At 67.6% G+C, this 15,988-nt stretch carries 18 protein-coding genes; 9 read left to right on the forward strand and 9 right to left on the reverse strand.

What is annotated here, in order from left to right; all coding sequences use genetic code 11:
• Nucleotides 1-15: 15 nt before the first annotated feature.
• Nucleotides 16-3,531, reverse strand: coding sequence for a PE family protein (locus ACNQS7_RS10920; RefSeq protein WP_418012515.1), 3,516 nt, complete (start codon nt 3,529-3,531; stop codon nt 16-18).
• A gap of 364 nt (nt 3,532-3,895) precedes the next feature.
• Nucleotides 3,896-4,711: an NAD(P)-dependent oxidoreductase gene (locus ACNQS7_RS10925; RefSeq protein WP_418012516.1), complete on the reverse strand. Its 816-nt coding sequence runs from the start codon at nt 4,709-4,711 to the stop codon at nt 3,896-3,898.
• A gap of 163 nt (nt 4,712-4,874) precedes the next feature.
• Between ACNQS7_RS10925 and ACNQS7_RS10930 the strand changes: the two genes are divergently transcribed.
• Nucleotides 4,875-5,720: a mycofactocin-coupled SDR family oxidoreductase gene (locus tag ACNQS7_RS10930; RefSeq protein WP_418012517.1), complete on the forward strand. Its 846-nt coding sequence runs from the start codon at nt 4,875-4,877 to the stop codon at nt 5,718-5,720.
• 4 nt (nt 5,721-5,724) lie between these two features.
• Here the strand turns inward: ACNQS7_RS10930 and ACNQS7_RS10935 are convergent, their stop codons facing one another.
• Genes ACNQS7_RS10935 through ACNQS7_RS10950 form a run of 4 tightly spaced genes read right to left on the reverse strand, consistent with a single transcriptional unit; the run spans nt 5,725 to nt 9,769 of the window.
• Nucleotides 5,725-7,833: a hypothetical protein gene (locus tag ACNQS7_RS10935; RefSeq protein WP_418012518.1), complete on the reverse strand. Its 2,109-nt coding sequence runs from the start codon at nt 7,831-7,833 to the stop codon at nt 5,725-5,727.
• Nucleotides 7,834-7,881: 48 nt separating this feature from the next.
• A complete protein-coding gene (locus ACNQS7_RS10940; RefSeq protein ID WP_418012519.1) occupies nt 7,882-8,763 on the reverse strand; it encodes a TIGR03854 family LLM class F420-dependent oxidoreductase in 882 nt (293 codons plus the stop codon).
• Nucleotides 8,764-8,787: 24 nt separating this feature from the next.
• Nucleotides 8,788-9,339, reverse strand: a complete 552-nt coding sequence (locus ACNQS7_RS10945; RefSeq protein ID WP_418012520.1) for a TetR/AcrR family transcriptional regulator — start codon at nt 9,337-9,339, stop codon at nt 8,788-8,790.
• Nucleotides 9,323-9,769, reverse strand: a complete 447-nt coding sequence (locus ACNQS7_RS10950) for an SRPBCC family protein (protein ID WP_418012521.1) — start codon at nt 9,767-9,769, stop codon at nt 9,323-9,325. The genes ACNQS7_RS10945 and ACNQS7_RS10950 overlap by 17 nt, the downstream gene beginning before the upstream one ends.
• A 204-nt stretch (nt 9,770-9,973) precedes the next feature.
• On the opposite strand from ACNQS7_RS10950, the gene ACNQS7_RS10955 reads away from it, so the two are divergent.
• The 5 genes from ACNQS7_RS10955 to ACNQS7_RS10975 all read left to right on the forward strand — a co-directional run bounded on the left by ACNQS7_RS10955 (nt 9,974) and on the right by ACNQS7_RS10975 (nt 12,927).
• On the forward strand, nt 9,974-10,402 hold the full coding sequence (locus tag ACNQS7_RS10955) for a hypothetical protein (RefSeq protein ID WP_418012522.1): 429 nt from the start codon (nt 9,974-9,976) through the stop codon (nt 10,400-10,402).
• Nucleotides 10,402-10,677, forward strand: a complete 276-nt coding sequence (locus ACNQS7_RS10960) for a WXG100 family type VII secretion target (RefSeq protein WP_310784829.1) — start codon at nt 10,402-10,404, stop codon at nt 10,675-10,677. Before ACNQS7_RS10955 ends, ACNQS7_RS10960 begins: the two co-directional genes overlap by 1 nt.
• Before the next feature lie 19 nt (nt 10,678-10,696).
• Entirely contained in the window at nt 10,697-10,990 is a 294-nt protein-coding gene (locus ACNQS7_RS10965; protein WP_310784827.1) for a WXG100 family type VII secretion target, read from the forward strand.
• A gap of 3 nt (nt 10,991-10,993) precedes the next feature.
• Nucleotides 10,994-12,283, forward strand: a complete 1,290-nt coding sequence (locus ACNQS7_RS10970) for a putative toxin (protein ID WP_418012523.1) — start codon at nt 10,994-10,996, stop codon at nt 12,281-12,283.
• 251 nt (nt 12,284-12,534) lie between these two features.
• On the forward strand, nt 12,535-12,927 hold the full coding sequence (locus ACNQS7_RS10975; RefSeq protein WP_418012524.1) for a hypothetical protein: 393 nt from the start codon (nt 12,535-12,537) through the stop codon (nt 12,925-12,927).
• Between the two features lie 27 nt (nt 12,928-12,954).
• Here the strand turns inward: ACNQS7_RS10975 and ACNQS7_RS10980 are convergent, their stop codons facing one another.
• Complete coding sequence (locus tag ACNQS7_RS10980; protein ID WP_418012525.1) at nt 12,955-13,680, reverse strand: hypothetical protein; 726 nt, start codon at nt 13,678-13,680, stop codon at nt 12,955-12,957.
• Nucleotides 13,681-13,856: 176 nt separating this feature from the next.
• On the opposite strand from ACNQS7_RS10980, the gene ACNQS7_RS10985 reads away from it, so the two are divergent.
• The 3 genes from ACNQS7_RS10985 to ACNQS7_RS10995 are packed head-to-tail and all read left to right on the forward strand — an operon-like array spanning nt 13,857 to nt 15,558.
• Nucleotides 13,857-14,063, forward strand: a complete 207-nt coding sequence (locus ACNQS7_RS10985) for a three-helix bundle dimerization domain-containing protein (protein WP_418012526.1) — start codon at nt 13,857-13,859, stop codon at nt 14,061-14,063.
• A 21-nt stretch (nt 14,064-14,084) separates the two neighbouring features.
• Nucleotides 14,085-15,152 carry a DUF2855 family protein gene (locus tag ACNQS7_RS10990; RefSeq protein ID WP_418012527.1) on the forward strand — a complete coding sequence of 356 codons (1,068 nt, stop codon included), beginning with the start codon at nt 14,085-14,087 and terminating at the stop codon, nt 15,150-15,152.
• 34 nt (nt 15,153-15,186) lie between these two features.
• Nucleotides 15,187-15,558 carry a DUF4345 domain-containing protein gene (locus ACNQS7_RS10995; RefSeq protein WP_418012528.1) on the forward strand — a complete coding sequence of 124 codons (372 nt, stop codon included), beginning with the start codon at nt 15,187-15,189 and terminating at the stop codon, nt 15,556-15,558.
• Here ACNQS7_RS10995 and ACNQS7_RS11000 read toward each other — a convergent pair.
• Nucleotides 15,555-15,779, reverse strand: coding sequence for a hypothetical protein (locus tag ACNQS7_RS11000; protein ID WP_418012529.1), 225 nt, complete (start codon nt 15,777-15,779; stop codon nt 15,555-15,557). The genes ACNQS7_RS10995 and ACNQS7_RS11000 overlap by 4 nt on opposite strands.
• Nucleotides 15,772-15,978: a hypothetical protein gene (locus ACNQS7_RS11005; protein ID WP_418012530.1), complete on the reverse strand. Its 207-nt coding sequence runs from the start codon at nt 15,976-15,978 to the stop codon at nt 15,772-15,774. Before ACNQS7_RS11005 ends, ACNQS7_RS11000 begins: the two co-directional genes overlap by 8 nt.
• Between the last annotated feature and the right edge of the window lie 10 nt (nt 15,979-15,988).

Genomic DNA, 15,988 nt, shown 5'->3' on the forward strand with positions numbered 1-15,988 from the left:
GCGGCAGGCGCGACTCTAGCTCAGCAGCCCGGGCGACCCGTTCAGACCGTTGGCACCGATCCGCGGCCCGGCCGCGCCACCCTGACCGCCCGCCCCGACAACGCCGGGGGCGGCGGTGTCCCCGCCGTTACCGCCGTTACCGCCGTTGCCGATCTGCCCGGCGCTGCCGCCCACGCCGCCGGTTCCGCCGACTCCGTTGACGCCGGTGAGTTCGGGGGCGTTGCCGCCCGCGCCTCCGGCGCCACCGAAGCCGATGATCCCCGGCGCCGCGCCGCCGTTGCCGCCGCTGACCGACAGGACGCTCACGCCGCCGGAACCGCCGGCACCTCCGATCCCGTTGAATGTCCCGGCCCAGCCGCCGTTACCGCCGTTGCCGCCGATGCCAATGAGGCTGAGCCCCCCGGCCCCGCCGGCGCCGCCGGAACCGCTGAACAGTGCGTTGCCGCCGGTCCCGCCCACGCCGCCAGTGCCGTTGCCGGTGACTCCGCCGGTCCCGCCGGCGCCGCCGTTGCCGAGCCATCTGGCGTTGCCGCCGGACCCTCCGGCCCCACCGTCGAAGATCGCACCCGCCCCTCCTGACCCGCCGAATCCGCCGTCACCGAACCCGAGCGCATTGCCGCCCGCCCCGCCGACACCGCCGGTGAAGACGCTGGCCCCGCCGGCCCCGCCGGCCCCGCCGCGACCGAACAGGCGCGCACTGTCACCCCCGGCGCCACCAGCGCCGCCGACCCCCGAGGAACTGGCGCCGCCGGCGCCGCCGGCTCCGCCGTTGCCGAACAGCACGCCGGCCCCGCCGGCCCCGCCCGCACCACCCGACAGGGCATTGCTGGCCCCGCCGGTACCGCCGATACCGCCGTTGCCGAACACCCCGCCCGAGCCACCGTTCCCGCCGATCCCGCCGACGCCGTTGACGCTGCCGCCGCCGAGCCCGCCGGCCCCGCCGTTACCGATCAAGCCCGCGGCTCCGCCGGCGCCTCCTGCCCCGCCCGCTCCACCAGGGGCGCCATTGCTGGCACCGCCGGCGCCGCCGGCACCGGCGCCACCGTAGAGAGCGCCGGCCGCACCGCCGCCGCCGCCCGCTCCACCCGAGCCGCTCGTAGTGCCGCCGAGTCCGCCGGCCCCGCCGACACCGCCGGTCCCGATCAGCGGGCTGGCACCGCCGAGGCCGCCGGCCCCGCCGACACCTGTGACACCGCCGACTCCGCCCGCTCCACCGGCCCCGCCGTATCCGCCGAACAACCCGCCCTGGCCGCCGAACCCGCCCGCGCCACCCGCGCTACCGGTGGCGCCCGCGCTACCGCCGGTACCACCGGCACCACCGGCCCCGTAGAAAAGGCCGCCGAACCCACCGTTGCCGCCGAACCCGCCGGGTCCGGTGGTGGTGCTGGCGCCGCCGGCCCCACCGGTGCCGCCCGCACCGAACGGCCCGGCGTTACCGCCGTTACCGCCGGACATGTTTGCCGCGCCGGAACCGCCGGCCCCGCCGTCGCCGAACAACCACCCACCGGGCGTGCCGTTGGCACCGCTACCCGCGGCGCCGGGCGTGCCGTTGCCGATCAACGGCCGCCCGGTCAGGGTCTCGAAAGGCCCGTTGACCGTATTCAGTACCTGTTGCTGAAGCGTATGCAGCGGTGAGGTGCTCGCCGCCGCGTTGAATCCGTCGAGGCCCAACAGCAGCCCGCCGGTGCCGCCGACACCGGTGTCGCCCGTGGTGTCGCCGGTCCCGCCGACGCCGGCGTTGCCGCCGTTGCCGATGAGCGCACCGTTGCCACCAGCGCCGCCCGACCCGCCGGCCCCGGCGCCGGCACCACCGGCATTTCCTTGCCCGCCGGCGCCGCCGGCACCGCCACTGCCGATCAGCAGCGCGCCCTGGCCGCCCGCCCCGCCGTTGCCGCCGGCCGCGGCTTCGCTCACTCCGCCGGCGCCACCTATCCCGCCGGCCCCGTTCAGCACGCCGCCGGACCCACCGCTACCGCCAGCACCGCCGGCGCCCGCTTCGCTGAAGCCACCGGCGCCGCCGGCGCCGCCCGCACCGCTGAACATGGTGCTGCCACCGGCCCCGCCGTCGCCGCCGTTGCCGGTGTTGCCGCTGCCGCCCGCCCCTCCGGCCCCGCCGGCACCGAACCCGAACGCGTTGCCACCTGCTCCACCGTTGCCTCCGGTGGCTGAGCTGGCGCCGCCGCCGCCGCCCACACCGCCGGCGCCGAACACAAACCCACCGTTACCGCCGGCACCACCGACGCCGCCGATTGAGGAGATGCTGGCGCCGCCGGCACCGCCCGCCCCGCCGTCGCCGAACACACCGCCGGCGCCGCCGGCGCCACCTACCCCACCGGCCGCCGCGACACTGCCGCCACCGGCACCACCGGCGCCACCGGCACCGATGAGCATTCCCGCGCCGCCGGCGCCGCCGGCACCGCCGATGCCGCCGTTGCTGCCGCCACCAGCACCACCGGCACCACCGTCGCCGAACACACCGCCCGCTCCGCCGACCCCGCCTTCTCCGCCGGCGCCGGCGAGGGTGCCGCCGCCGACCCCACCCGCGCCGCCGTCGCCGAACAACGCACCAGCCCCCCCGGCCCCTCCTGCGCCGCCGTTGCCGACGACATTGCCGGCACCGCCGGCGCCGCCCGCACCGGCGGTGCCGTACAACGCACCGGCCGCGCCACCGGTACCGCCGGCCCCGCCGTTGCCGCCACCCAGGCCCGCGGTGCCGCCGTTGCCGCCGTTGCCGCCGCTGCCGAACAGCGGGCTGGCGCCACCCTGACCGCCAATCCCGCCGCTGCCGTTCTGGCCGCCGTCCCCGCCGGCCCCGCCGGCCCCGCCGTAGCCGCCGAAGAGCCCGCCCACACCGCCGGCACCACCCGCCCCACCGGCGACGCCGAAGATGCCTCCGGGGCTGGCACTGCCACCGACCCCACCCGCGCCTCCGGTGCCATAGAACAAACCGCCCGCGCCCCCGGCGCCTCCGGCGCCGCCGATCCCGCCGGCGACGGCACCACCGCCCGCCCCGCCGGCTCCGCCGGCGCCGAACAGACCGGCGGCACCGCCGGCCCCGCCGTTCTGGCCCGCGGCGCCGGAACCGCCTGCTCCGCCGTTGCCGAACAGCAACCCGCCCGCTCCCCCTGCCGCGCCGGTTCCCGGTGCTCCGTTGGCCCCGTTACCGATCAACGGGCGCCCGAAAAGACCCTGTGCGGGTGCGTTGATGAGATTGAGCAGGACCTGCTGCAGACCGTCCAGCGGTGCGGCACTGGCCACCTCCGCGCTGGCGTATGCGCCCGCTCCCGCATTCAACGCCTGCAGAAACTGACCGTGGAATGCCGCTGCCTGGGCACTGACCGCCCGATATTCCGCCGCGTGCGAACCGAATAGCGCAACGATGCCCACCGAGACCTCGTCGGCCGCGGCGGCCACCAGGTCGGTGGTCGCGCCCGCCGCGGCCGTGTTGGCCGCGCTGAGCGCCGAACCGATACCGGTTATTTCCGAAACCGCCGCTTCCAGCATTGACGGCGACACAACAACAAATGACATGACATCTCCCGAGTACGACCAGCCCGAATAGGTCCAAACAAGAAAACGTCACGGCCCCGAATACCAAGCCGCAGAAGCGGAGAATAACGCCATCCGAACCGGTGATTTCGCGTTTTCCCGAATTCGCGGTTTATTTGCGCTTTAAGGGGCGAGCAGCTGCTGAGTCTCCGCGGACGAAGGTCATTTCGGCCGCGCGGGTCCGCAGCAGCACGCGGTGTTGCGTCAGATCCCCGAGACGATAAGTGAAGATCGCGCGCAGCAGGTCACGCTTGAAGCCGAGGTGATACCGGATTGCCGGATTGGTCGACGAACCGGCCTCGCGCCAACAACAATTGCAGGGCGGTGGCCGGAAGAGGACCGGGCGTCACCGGGCGCCGAGATTCATGGCGTCGATGGTATTCGTGGCCACCCGGACGACTTCCGCGGAATCCCGACCGACCAGGTCAGCGAGAATGTCGACATCCTTGGCGAGCAGGGCGCCGGCGAGTTGCGCCATCACCGAGAGGTCGTGCCCGGAGCCGCTGATCACCTCGGCGGCGTAGCTGCGGCCACTCCCCTTGGACAGGACGCTGGTGAGGGCTGCTTTGTCCACTCCGAGTCCGTCGGCGACGGCGAAGACGCTGGCGGCCAGCCCGAGGTGTGCGCTGAACAGCGCGTTGTTCAACAGCTTCGCCGCCTGGCCGGCACCCAGGCCACCAAGGTGCACAAGCGGATTCGCGAACGTCTCCAGCACGGGCCGGCAGCGCTCGACCGCGTCGTCGTCGCCGCCGACCATCACCAGCAACGCCTTCGCCGCGGCCATATGCCCGCCGCCCGACACCGGGGCGTCGACGAAATGCAGGTGCGGGAAGTCGGCCTGCAGACGCCGGCAGGTATCGGGATGGACGGTGCTGTGAATCACCACGATCCCCTCGGCGGCCATTCCGGAGAGCGCGCCGTCGTCGCCACGCAACACCTCGTCGACATCAGAATCACCAATGACGCAGAGGCACAACACATCCGATGCGGCCCCGAGCGCACGCTTATCGGCGGCAACCACGGCGCCGGTACCTTCAAAGGACTCTAGCGACTCGGGGCGGCGCGCCCACAGTGTCGTCTGAAACCCGTCCTCCACGATCCGGCGCGCCATCGGGCCGCCCTGCGACCCCACTCCCGCGAACCCGACTCGCAGTCCGGTCATCCCGGTGCCTCGATGTCGGTGGCGCGCCGCATGAGTGCATCGTGCACCTCCGTGGCCGTCACCACCAAGAGCCGCCTCAACGGCATCGGCCGTCAACTTGCCGACATCTTCGGCATCGACGACGCCTGAGCCGCTCCCGGCCGCCATGGGAAGATCTATCGCTATGGCAGACACCAGGGTCGGCAGAGTCGCCGGCAAGGTCGCATTGATCACCGGCGCGGCACGGGGCCAGGGTCGCGAACACGCGATCCGGTTGGCCGAGGAAGGCGCCGACATCGTCGCGGTCGACGTCTGCGCGGACATCGACGGCGTCGCCTACCCGGGAGCCACCGACAGCGACCTCGCCGACACCGCGGACCTGGTCGAGAAGTCGGGCCGCCGCATCGTCACCGCCAAGGCCGACGTGCGGGACGTGGAAAGTCTGCGTGCCGCGGTCGCACAGGGGGTGGACGCGCTGGGCCCGCTCGACATCGTGGTAGCCAACGCCGGCATCAGCGGGGTTCCCGCACCCGCGGCGATGATCGAAGAATCGGCATGGCAGACGATGATGGACATCAACCTGACCGGGGTGTGGCACACCGTCAAAGTGGCACTGCCGCACATGACCAACGGCGGCGGTTCGATCATCCTGATCAGCTCGATGCTGGGCATTCGCGGCGGCGGTTACATGGCCCACTACGCCTCCGCCAAACACGCCGTCGTCGGTCTGATGAACTCGCTGGCCAATGAGCTTGCACCGCAGTGGATCCGGGTGAACTCGATTCACCCGGGCAACGTGTTGACGCCGATGCTCGACAACGACTGGTTCGTCCGGACACTGAGACCTGACCTGCCGAACCCCACCGTGCAGGACGCAGGCGAGATCATCGGACAGTTCCACCTGCTGCCCAAGCCGTTGATCGAGGCTCGCGCCGTCAGCAATGCCGTGCTGTTCCTCGCCTCCGACGAGTCGCAGTACATCACCGGCGCGGCGCTGCCGGTCGATGCCGGGGCCGTGGCCAAGTTCTGAGGACCTATTCTCGCGGTAGCCGGCGCAGCCGGTCGGGATCTCCCTCGACCCACAAGTAGGGCTGTCCGTCGTCATCCGTGGCAACGCTGATGGGTAGTTCGTTGGCCCCGGCCGTATCCGGCTCCACGAGGAGTTCCAGTTCTCCGGAATCGACATACGCCACGGCGTCGTCGCTGGACAGCTTCCACGGCTGGCCGTCGGTGGGCCAAACCCCGCCGACGGTCCGAATGTCCAGGCGCTCAGCGTCTTCGGATTCCTCCGCCTGTAGACACTTCACCCACAACTTGCCGGGTAGCGGGCGGAAGTACACCGCGAGCCGCTGGCGGTTCAGATCGACGTCGACCGGTATGCCGATGGGCGGCAGGGACGTGCCCTCGGGTTGGTCGTTGAGCGACTTCTTGACCTGACGCGATCCGAGCCCGGTGCCGAACCAGTCGATCGTCAACACGGTGGTGAGGTACTGCGCGATCGCCAGGGTCAGCAGGCCACCCGCACCGGCGACCCCGACGCCCGCCGCGCCCGCCGCGGCGGTCACCGGAAGCGCGATCAGGCCGGCGACGGCCACGGCGCCTGCCGCGGTCGCCACCTTTCCGGCCGCGGTGAGGCTGAAGTCCGGATTCACTTCGGGCTCCGGTGGATTCTGCGCAGGCCGCACCCCGACTGTGCGTGGGAGTTCGTCGAAGAGCTCACTGACCCGCTTGACTTCCGCCTCGTATTCCTCGCCGCTGAGCTCACCGGCCCGCTTTTTCTCACCCGCGGATTGCAGTGCCTCTTCCAGACTTTCGACGGTTTTGAAGTTGGCGCGCCGGCTCTCTTCCACCTTCGGGTCGCGCGGTATCTCGTCAAGGCCCATCTCGTAGGTCACCTTGAAGCTGGCCTTGAAGTCGTAGAGTTTGGTCTCGGCGCTGACGGTTCCGTCGACCACCAGCCGGCCGTCGCCGGTGCGGGGCAGGATGTCGGCGTCCAGTGAGTCCAGGCTGCGCTCTTCGCCACCGATGCTGACGGTCTTGGGCCCCCGCAACAGACACGGCGCGTCAGGGTCGAAGTCGGTCTCGTCGAGGTCGAAACTGTTGCGCACGGTGTCGCGCACCTGGCGCAGAATGCCCCATCCGGTGGTGGCCAATCCCGTTTTCTCACTGGGGTTTTCAGCCAGAATCGAGTGCGGCAGCTGCTCACCGGCGGGCAGCCCGCGCAGTGTCTGCAGCTGAACCACCATGGACTCCTCGGTGGTCTCGCCGACGTCGAAGCGTTGCACGACGGCGTCGAGAGCCTTGACCGTGCTGTCGTCGTCCGCGTGCGAGTCGACGTCCAGGGGTGTCGGCAGCAGGCTCTGAATGCCGTTGTCGCCCATCTCGGCCAGCTGCGGGCGGACCGCGTCGGCGATCTGCGTCGCGAGCGAGTCGAGCACCCGGGTTCTGGCCTCGTCGTCAGACAGGCTGGGATGCTGCAGCTTCTCCATGTTCACCAGCAGTTGGCCCGCGATGCTGTGGGTGATCCAGTGCGCTTCGGCGTAGTCGATTTCCCAGCTGATCCGCGGGTCCTGTCCGGTGAACACGGTGGTGCCGTCGGCGCGGCGTTCGACGTCCGGCCCGAACAATCGGGCCGCGAACTCGTCGGCCGGCGGCCCGGCCACCAGCACCGGAGCATCCTGAGCGGTGAAGTTCAGCGCGATGGTCTGCTTTCCCGGCTCGATCTCGTGCCGCTCGAGCTGGTCGTGAATGATCAGTCGCCCGAACAGCGGGATCTCGTTGTAGGGGATCTCCCGAGATTCCCCGGCCCGCGGCCCGTCCGGGATCGTGATGGTCGACGGGGGAAGCTCGACAAGCGGAATACAGGTCACCGAATCGATGACGATGCTCGAATCGAAGATCACCAGATCGATCGCGAAATGCCGTAATGGGTCCCGGTTTTCGCCGTCGACCTGTTCCTGCCACGGCCGCTCATGGGAGTCGACGATAAACCAGACCCGGTCGAGCGTGAGGTCCAGAGTGGCGGTTGCTGAATAACCCGTGCCATCGACGGACTCGGTGCGCTTGTCACCGCTGAACATCTCGACCGTCTGGTCCTGGACGCGTTCACGATGAATCTCGATGATCGTGTCGGGGCGGTCCATGCGGATGCTGTACCCACAAAGACTCAGGAATCAATCACCCGAGCGTGCTCAGTTCTGGCGAGGCAGCAGCTCGGTGACGAAGCGGTCGATGAAGCCGTCCACGGCCGGCGCACCCACCGGCCTGATAACGAACTTCGTCAACCCGGCTGCCAGATAGCCGTCGAGTTGCCTGTGCAGCTGGTCCCAGCCCGCGGCGACCAGCTCCTCGGGGGCACAATCCGGACGACGCCGGCGTACCGCCGCCGCCAGTTCCGCGGGCAGTTCACTGTCGGCCACCGCCAACGAGATGCCGAAATGGTCGGGTTCGACATGCCGACCTGCCTGCGCCGCGGCGTGTTCGATCGCCTCGCGCGCCTGCCGGGCTTCGTCCGGAGTGAGGAAGCTTCCGAGCCAGCCGTCGGCCAGCTCACCGATGCGCCGGTATGCCGCGGGCGACGAGCCGCCCACCCAGATGTCCAGCGGCGGCGACGGCCGGGGCGCGACCGCGGCCCCGGTGACCGTGAAAAACTTCCCGCGATAGCTGGCGGCATCCTCAGCCAACACCGCGCGCAGGATCCGCAGCGACTCGTCGAACACCGCCGCCCGCTCGCCGTCAGGAACCACGAAGACCTCACGCTCAGCCGGGATCGCCGAGCGCAGCCCGAAGACGGGAAGCACCCGTTTCGGTGCCAGCGCTGCCAGCGATGCCAACTGTTTCGCCACCAGCACCGGGTGGCGCCCCGGTAACACCGCTACCGACGTACCCACCTTCAACCGCGTGGTCCGCGCCAACGCGTAAGCCATTCCGACCATCGGATCGACCGCCGGCGAATAGACCAGCTCGGAGAACCAGAGCGAGTCAACCCCACTGGACTCCAACTGGTCGATGATCGCGGCAAGGTGATCGGGCGGGGTGTCCGAGCCCAGACCGACCCCGAAGCGAATTTTCACAAGGGGTGCAACGCGGCGCGTCCGCTATTTCAGTCCCGGCGCCCGGAGCAGATCCGCAAAAGCCTGCACGGCGCCGGTGATGCCCGCGTCGTCGTCGGTGGCCACCAGGTCCAGCAGTAGTCCCCGAATGACGGCAAGACCGAGCCGCACCAGCGCCGGGTCGTAGGCGGCTCCGGCGACTCTCGCCGCTTCGGCCAGCCAGTCGTCGACAGCCCCGGGCACCATCCGGGCGAACGGCTCCTCGCCCTGGGCGCCCCGGGAGTAACACTCGAAGAACAGCCGCTCGAAGGGACGCAATTCGGGCCGGCACAGGGTGGCCCACATCGCGGCGAAACTCTCGGCCGGGTCGGTGGGCAACTCGGCGAGCACCGCCATCTGCCGGAGTTCGACCTCCGCGACGATCGCCAGCAGCAACTCATCGCGGGACGTGAAGTGGTGCAACAGCATTCGGTGACTGGTTCCGACCGCGGCCGCCACGTCACGCAGGGACCGGTCTCCGATGCCGCCGGAAGCGAACTCGTCGATCACGGCATCGAGCAGCTGCCGGCGCCGCCCGGCGTCAGGAGTGCGGGCCAAGTGAATGCCGCAGTTGCTCGCTGCGGGCCTTGAGTCCCTGAGCCTCCATCTCGAGATACCGGCGGGTGGTGCGGATCATCAACCGGGCAATGAGCGCGCCTACCGGGCCCCGTTGGTCGAGTACCTGACGCACCGACGTCCGGTCGCCGGCCATCGGTGTCAGCGAATGCAGAGCGGACGTGGCCCCGCCGGGCGAACGTTGCTCCCAGGTCCACGACGCCCCCGGCACGACGTCGGTGACTTCCCACACCAGCTTCGGCAGCTTTGGTTGCTTGATCTGGAACCGCTTTCCCACGGCGAGACCGGGGCCGTCCAAAGCAATCAACTCGGTGACCGAGGCGGTCCATTCGGGCCAGCGCTCGACGTCGCTGAACACGTCCCACACCAGACTCGCAGGTGCGGCGATCTCGACGCCGCTCTCAGTAATCATGTACCAAATGGTACATCCCGTCGGGGCCGGCCGACAGGTCCGGGCACAAATCGGCGCCGAAAATCGGCTCATCGCCTTGTTAGGATCCACTACACAGTGGGACGGAGCTATCCGCAGCGGGGGCTGGCTCGGAAGCTCGCGGAGCAGGCAACGGCGGGCCGGCATCGGTCGACCGCCCCGCGAGGAGATCAGAGCGGAGAACTGATGAGTGTGTCGTGGCGAGAAACGGCCAGCGACGAGTGTCAGGCCGATTTTGATGCGCTGCTGGACGAGTGCATCGACATCGCGGCGAACAACTTGGTACGGAACTGGGGGTTGGACCCGACGGCCATTGCCGTCGATGCCGACGGTGGCAAGTCCGTGGTGATGGCTGAGGACTCACACGGCCTGTCCAGCCGCGACGAACTGGCCCGGTCCTTGACGCGTTCCGCGCCGGCGATCAGATCTTTTGCCATCGTTAGCAGGGTCAGCGATGAATCGACGGACAAGTTGATCGAGATCCACCTCGAGCACCGTGACATCGCCATTCAAATGGTATTCCCCTACGAAGTCCCGAATACGTCCACGTTCGACCTCGGCGCCCCCCGTTCGGCGGTAGCGAAGCACCGCCTGTTCACCGGCGAGTACCTCTAGTGAGCAGGCCGCTCTACGTCGATCCGGGAATGGCACTGCGCGCGGGCGCGGTTGCCCAGGAACAGTCGCAGACGGTGACCGCCTACCTCAGGTCCGTCGATCGTGATGTGCACGACCTGCTTGGTACGTGGAAAGGCGATGCCGCACAGGCCTATTCGGATGCCTGGAACGATCTCCTGCCACTGCTGCAGTCGATGGCCACGGAGCTGGATCGGCTCGGTGAACACGTCAGTCGCAGCACTGCCGCATTTGTGCAGTCAGATCAGGTCGAGTGACGGCTGGGGGGTGACTTCTGTGGTCGAGTATTCGGTCGATCTCAAGCTGCTTCAGGAAACGACCGACAGGATCGAGCGGCTCGTTCGAGATGTCACGACGGCGATCGAGACAGTGCACAGCGACGTGGCGACTCCGTGCCAGGAGGCGCTGCAAGGGGCAACGGGTAGTGCGTTTCAGGACAAGCATGCCCAATGGTCGGAGACGATTACGCGTGCCAACGGGGAGATGGCGGAGATGCGGGCCGCGGCGCAGCGGGCCCATGACAACTATTCGGCGGCCAAGGCCGCCAATCGCGCCATGCTCGGGCGGTAGTCCGTGGTCGACAGGATCAACACCCAGAGTTACTTCGACGGAGCGACCGCACTTTTCGACGTTGCCTCGGCGCTGCAGCGGGCGCAGTCGACCCTTGCCGCTGACCTATCCGGCACCGAAGGCATGGCCGGCAAGGACGAGCGCGGCAGAGAATTCGGCGACGCCTATGACGAGCAAGCCAGTCAAATCGAGAGGTTCGGCCGCGATCTGGCCGCAGCCGTACGCAACTACGGTCGCGTGCTGCGCCAAGCGGGGATAAATCATGCCGGCGCGGAGGCCGATTCGAATATCAACGGCGGCGCGCCGATGCCCCCGCCGGCAGATCCCGGCGAGCTCATCGCGCCATGCCTCAACATGCCGCGGGCAAGCGGGGGCAACAGCGACGGCTTGATGGAGAACATCGGCCTGCTTGAAGAGATCGGCATCCCGGTACCCGACGGCGACACCGACAAACTTCAAAGAGCAGAAGCCGCCTGGGCCAAACTGGGATCGGATCAATCGGCGAGCTTCGCCGGCAAGATCAGTGCGATTTCAGCGAAATTCGACGAACTCAACGGCGACGAGGTCGACATCATCGTCGAGGACCTCGAAGAACTCGATTCGCTGATCCAGGATTACACCGGTCTCGCCAGCGCACTCAAAGACGCGTGCGCAAACCATCGTGAATATCTCACCGAGTTGCGCAATGAACTTACCGATATTCTGGAGTCACTTGCGATTGACCTGGCCGTTACCGCCGCAATCGGCATCCTGTCGTCATTCGTCTCCTTCGGAGCCGGTGCCGCGCTCGCCGGCGGGAAGGCCGCCGCCACCATAGCCCGTTATGCCATGAAAATCAGAGACGTCATTCAGACTGTCAAAAGGCTGAAGGCATTCAAGAAAATCTCCGAGTTTTTCGAGGGATCCCGCGCGTCGAGCCAGAACGAGAAGCTCGTCAGGTTCCTGCAGATGCAGTTGAAGAGCGCACGAACGCAAGGCTTGAAGAACAACCTGAAGGGCCGGATCGGTGAGCTGAAAGCCGGGATCGATCCCAAAGCGCCAAAGACGGAAATTCAAATCAATGGCCGGGTCAGAGTTCCGGACCGGATCGATGACGCCGCTATGGAGCTGGTCGAGGTGAAAAACGTCAACTCTATCGGCAAGACGAAACAGATACAGGACATGCTAGATTATGCGAGCCAGGAGGGTTACACGATGACGCTGATTGTTGACACTCGAACAACGATCTCAAGCAACCTCCAGGCGCTTATCGACGGTGGAAAATTGAAGCTGCTGCGAATGGCGCTCAACTGATGCCTCCCACACCCGAATGGGCACGCGCCCATGAACGTCTGAGCGCGGATATAACTGAAACGGCTAAACGGAACAAGCTGCCATTCAGAACCAATGCTGATCTAATCAATACCAACGAACGGTACCCGAGCCTCATCCCAGTACTCGTCGACTGGCTGCAGAACACCGAAACAAAGAGTGGCCTCACCGACCCCGTCGAATTACATCGGTTCCGAAACGGCCTGTACCGATCCTTGACGACGATCGACGCGATGGGGACGGACGCGGTGCCCCTCTTGTTCGACAGCCTCTACCTGGTGCCGCCCGCACCGGCCACGACACTGGGTGCGATCGGCAACGCGCTCAGCTACCTTGCGGCGCCGACGGACTATGCACGGATGCGCGAAGTCGCTACCGACCGTTCGTTGGGCTCCGGCCGAGCGCCGGTCATCGAGTGGTTGCTCCGCGCCGACCCGGAGGACGCCCTCCCCATCGCCCTTGATGGACTCGACGACCCATCGGTCCGGCCATACATCCTTCGGTCACTGCGGGTCATCAAACACCTGCCGGCGTCGTTGCGTCCGAAAATCGAACCGTATCTGGACGACCCCGACAGCGAAGTGCGTCTTCAAGCCAAGAGGACGCTGGCCAAAGTCGGCAAATAATCCCCGCGGCTGCGGGCGAGGCACGCCTCAGACGAGGCCGCGACGCCGCCGCAGCACGGCAACATCGGCAGCGATGAGCTCGTCGATCCGCGTCCGCAGGCTCTGCGCCGTCACCGGTACTGCTCGGCTGCGGTCCGGTGTGTACACATAGTCACCGTCCCCCTCGATCCGGACCCAGACGACAACTCCTCGTGTCCAGTCCACACCCCGGACCGCTGACGGTTCACACCGCGACTGCACGGTAGCCATCAGGCTGACGTCGTTGAACTCTGCGATCGTGTCCACGCCCGGACCCGTGGTGCGGTCACGGACGTTGACGTCGACGACGCCGTCGTCGTCGTCGAAGTCGGCTACCCGCCTGAGCCCGGCGGTCTGGCCGGTGAAGTTTTCCAGGAAGCCAGGAATGCGGATGGCCGGACGCCTCCCCGCTTGCGCCAACCCGGCCAGGCCCGCGACCCCGGCTCCCAAATCCAGCGGTGAAAGTCGGTACACGTCAACGACTTCGGCTTCTGGACGCTGCACCGCGATGAAACCAGCCTCGCCTGCCCGATGAGCGATCAGCCGAACCGCGGAAATTCCCGGCGCGAACGGCTTGAGGCGGCACTCGACCCAGATATCTGCGTCCCGGTACGTTTCCGCCCATTCGCGAAGGTGCCGGAGCTCACCACGCACCCGCTCCACGAAGGGCACCGACGCCTGTTCAAGCTCGCCCCAGTACGGTTCCCTTCTGGTCCGCCAGAATGGGTACGGCACACCGTCACCAGACTCGCCGCACATACCGATTAAGTCGTTCAACGCAACGCTACCAACATGTTTCAAAGGAAGCGTTTGTGCGCTCACCGTCATAACGCTACCGGGAAGGCGCTTGGCGCCGGCGACCGTTCATCTTCGGTTTGACGAAGCGTCACCTTCCAGGCAATCCTTTCTGCATGCCGCCGCGCGCACGGATCAGTGAGCAGACCCGGATCGCTGAGATCGAGCGCCGCCTGATGGAGCAGTTCCCCCAGGTCAATGCCACGTTCCTCGACGAGACCGTCCGCGAACATCATTCCCGGTTCGCCGCGAGCCCCATCCGGGATTTCATCCCCTTGCTCGTCGAAAAGCGCGTTCGACAGGAACTGACCAGACTCGCGTAGAGCGTCATAGGCTCTCGTTCCATGGACTTCGAAATACTCCGCAAGGATCTGCACCAGACCCGGTTCGCATCCGCCGACGCCCCGACACCGGCTGACGGCGAAGCCCTGCTGCGGGTGGAGTCCTTCGGGCTGACGTCGAACAACATCACCTACGCCGTCTTCGGCGAAGCGATGCGGTACTGGGATTTCTTCCCTGCGTCGGACCCGGACTGGGGCAAGCTGAACGTCTGGGGCTACGCCCATGTCGAGGAATCGCGACACCCCGACCTGGCGCCGGGTATGCGCGTCTACGGCTACCTACCGTGCGCGAGCCAGCTGCTGATCACCCCTGACCGCATCAACGAAAAAGGGTTCATCGACGCCGCGCCGCATCGGCTACCGCTGCCCTCGGCCTACCAGGGCTACCGCGACGTCACCACCGATCCCGTCTATTCGGCCGACCGCGAAGCCGAGCACATCCTGTTCTTCCCGCTCTTCTTCACGTCCTTCCTCATCGATGACTTCGTCGCCGATGAGGGTTTTTTCGGCGCGGACACCATCGTGATCTCCAGCGCCTCGTCGAAGACCGCGATCATCGCGGCATACCTGCTCGCCAAGCGCGAGGGCATCCACGTGGTGGGCCTGACGTCGGCGGGCAACCGGACGTTCGTCGAAGGACTCCACGTCTATGATTCAGTTCACCTGTACGACAACATCTCTGAGTTGCCGGGCGACCGTGCGGTGTACGTCGACATCTCCGGTGACGGCGCGGTCCGCGCCGACGTGCACGCCCGCTACGGCGACCGCCTCGCCCACAGCTCCGCCGTCGGCATGACCCACTGGACACAGATGGCGCAAGGCAGCACCGATCTCGCCGGGCCTAAGCCCGTCTTCTTCTTCGCCCCGGACCGCATCCAGAAGCGCGGCGCCGACTGGGGCGCCGCAAAACTCGACCAGAACGTCGCCGAGTCATGGGCGCCGTTCGCCGATTGGGCCTCGAATTGGCTTCGCATCGACCGGATTTCGAGCGAGGACGAGATCCAGCAGGCCTACCTAGAGCTGCTCGACGGGAAGGTCGACCCGACAGCAGGCACCATCGTCGATCTGTGATTCACCGGTCCGCAACCGCGGCGAGGAGGCTGCAATGGCAACAGCGGTGAGCGCGTTCGCCGCCGTGTTCTTTCTCGGCATGGGCCTTTACGCGTTGGCCGCGCCGGCCAGAATGATCCAGGTGTTCGGCATCACCCTGCCCACGCGTGACTCCCGCTCCGAGGTGCGGGCCGTCTACGGCGGCTTCGGTGTGGCGATCGCGGGTGTGCTGACCTTTGCGGCCTTCCAGCCGAGCCCGGCGCGAACGGGGATCATGATCACCGTCGGACTGGCATTGGCGGGCATGGCACTCGGTCGCCTCGTCTCGGCCGTCATCGACGGTAGGACCCCGTTCTACCCCAACTGGTTCTACTTCATCGTGGAAGCGGGCGTCGGCGGCGCACTGCTGCTGACCGCCCCGGGTTAACCGACCGCCGGCGGCGTTCCCCAGCAGTCGACGACCTCACCGACATGACGCAGCAGCACGTAGCGGTAGTTCATGGTGCTCGCCTGCGCGGTCGAGTCGGCATAGGCCTGCTTCGCGCCGGCTTCCCCGCCCTCATAGACGGTGGTCGGCACCGGGGGCACACCGACGCTGCCGGGTTCGGCCGCTTCACCGACCTCCACGGTCCAGGAATGCTCAGTCATGGTCCTCGTTCCTGGCGCACTCAGCCTTGGAACGTCCCTTACCCGCCACCCGCCGATGTTTGGTCGCGGCGTCGCTGTGCAGGTCGCCGGTGCTGTTCGGCTTCGCGTCAGTGGCCCACTCGTGCCCCTCGGCAATCTGCTCGTTCAATTGCGCCGTTCGATCACCTTCGGCCGCGCGTTCCCGTGCTGTGTCCGGCATGCCACCAGGG

It is taken from the genome of Mycobacterium sp. 23 (assembly GCF_048287075.1).
GTDB lineage: Bacteria > Actinomycetota > Actinomycetes > Mycobacteriales > Mycobacteriaceae > Mycobacterium > Mycobacterium gordonae_B.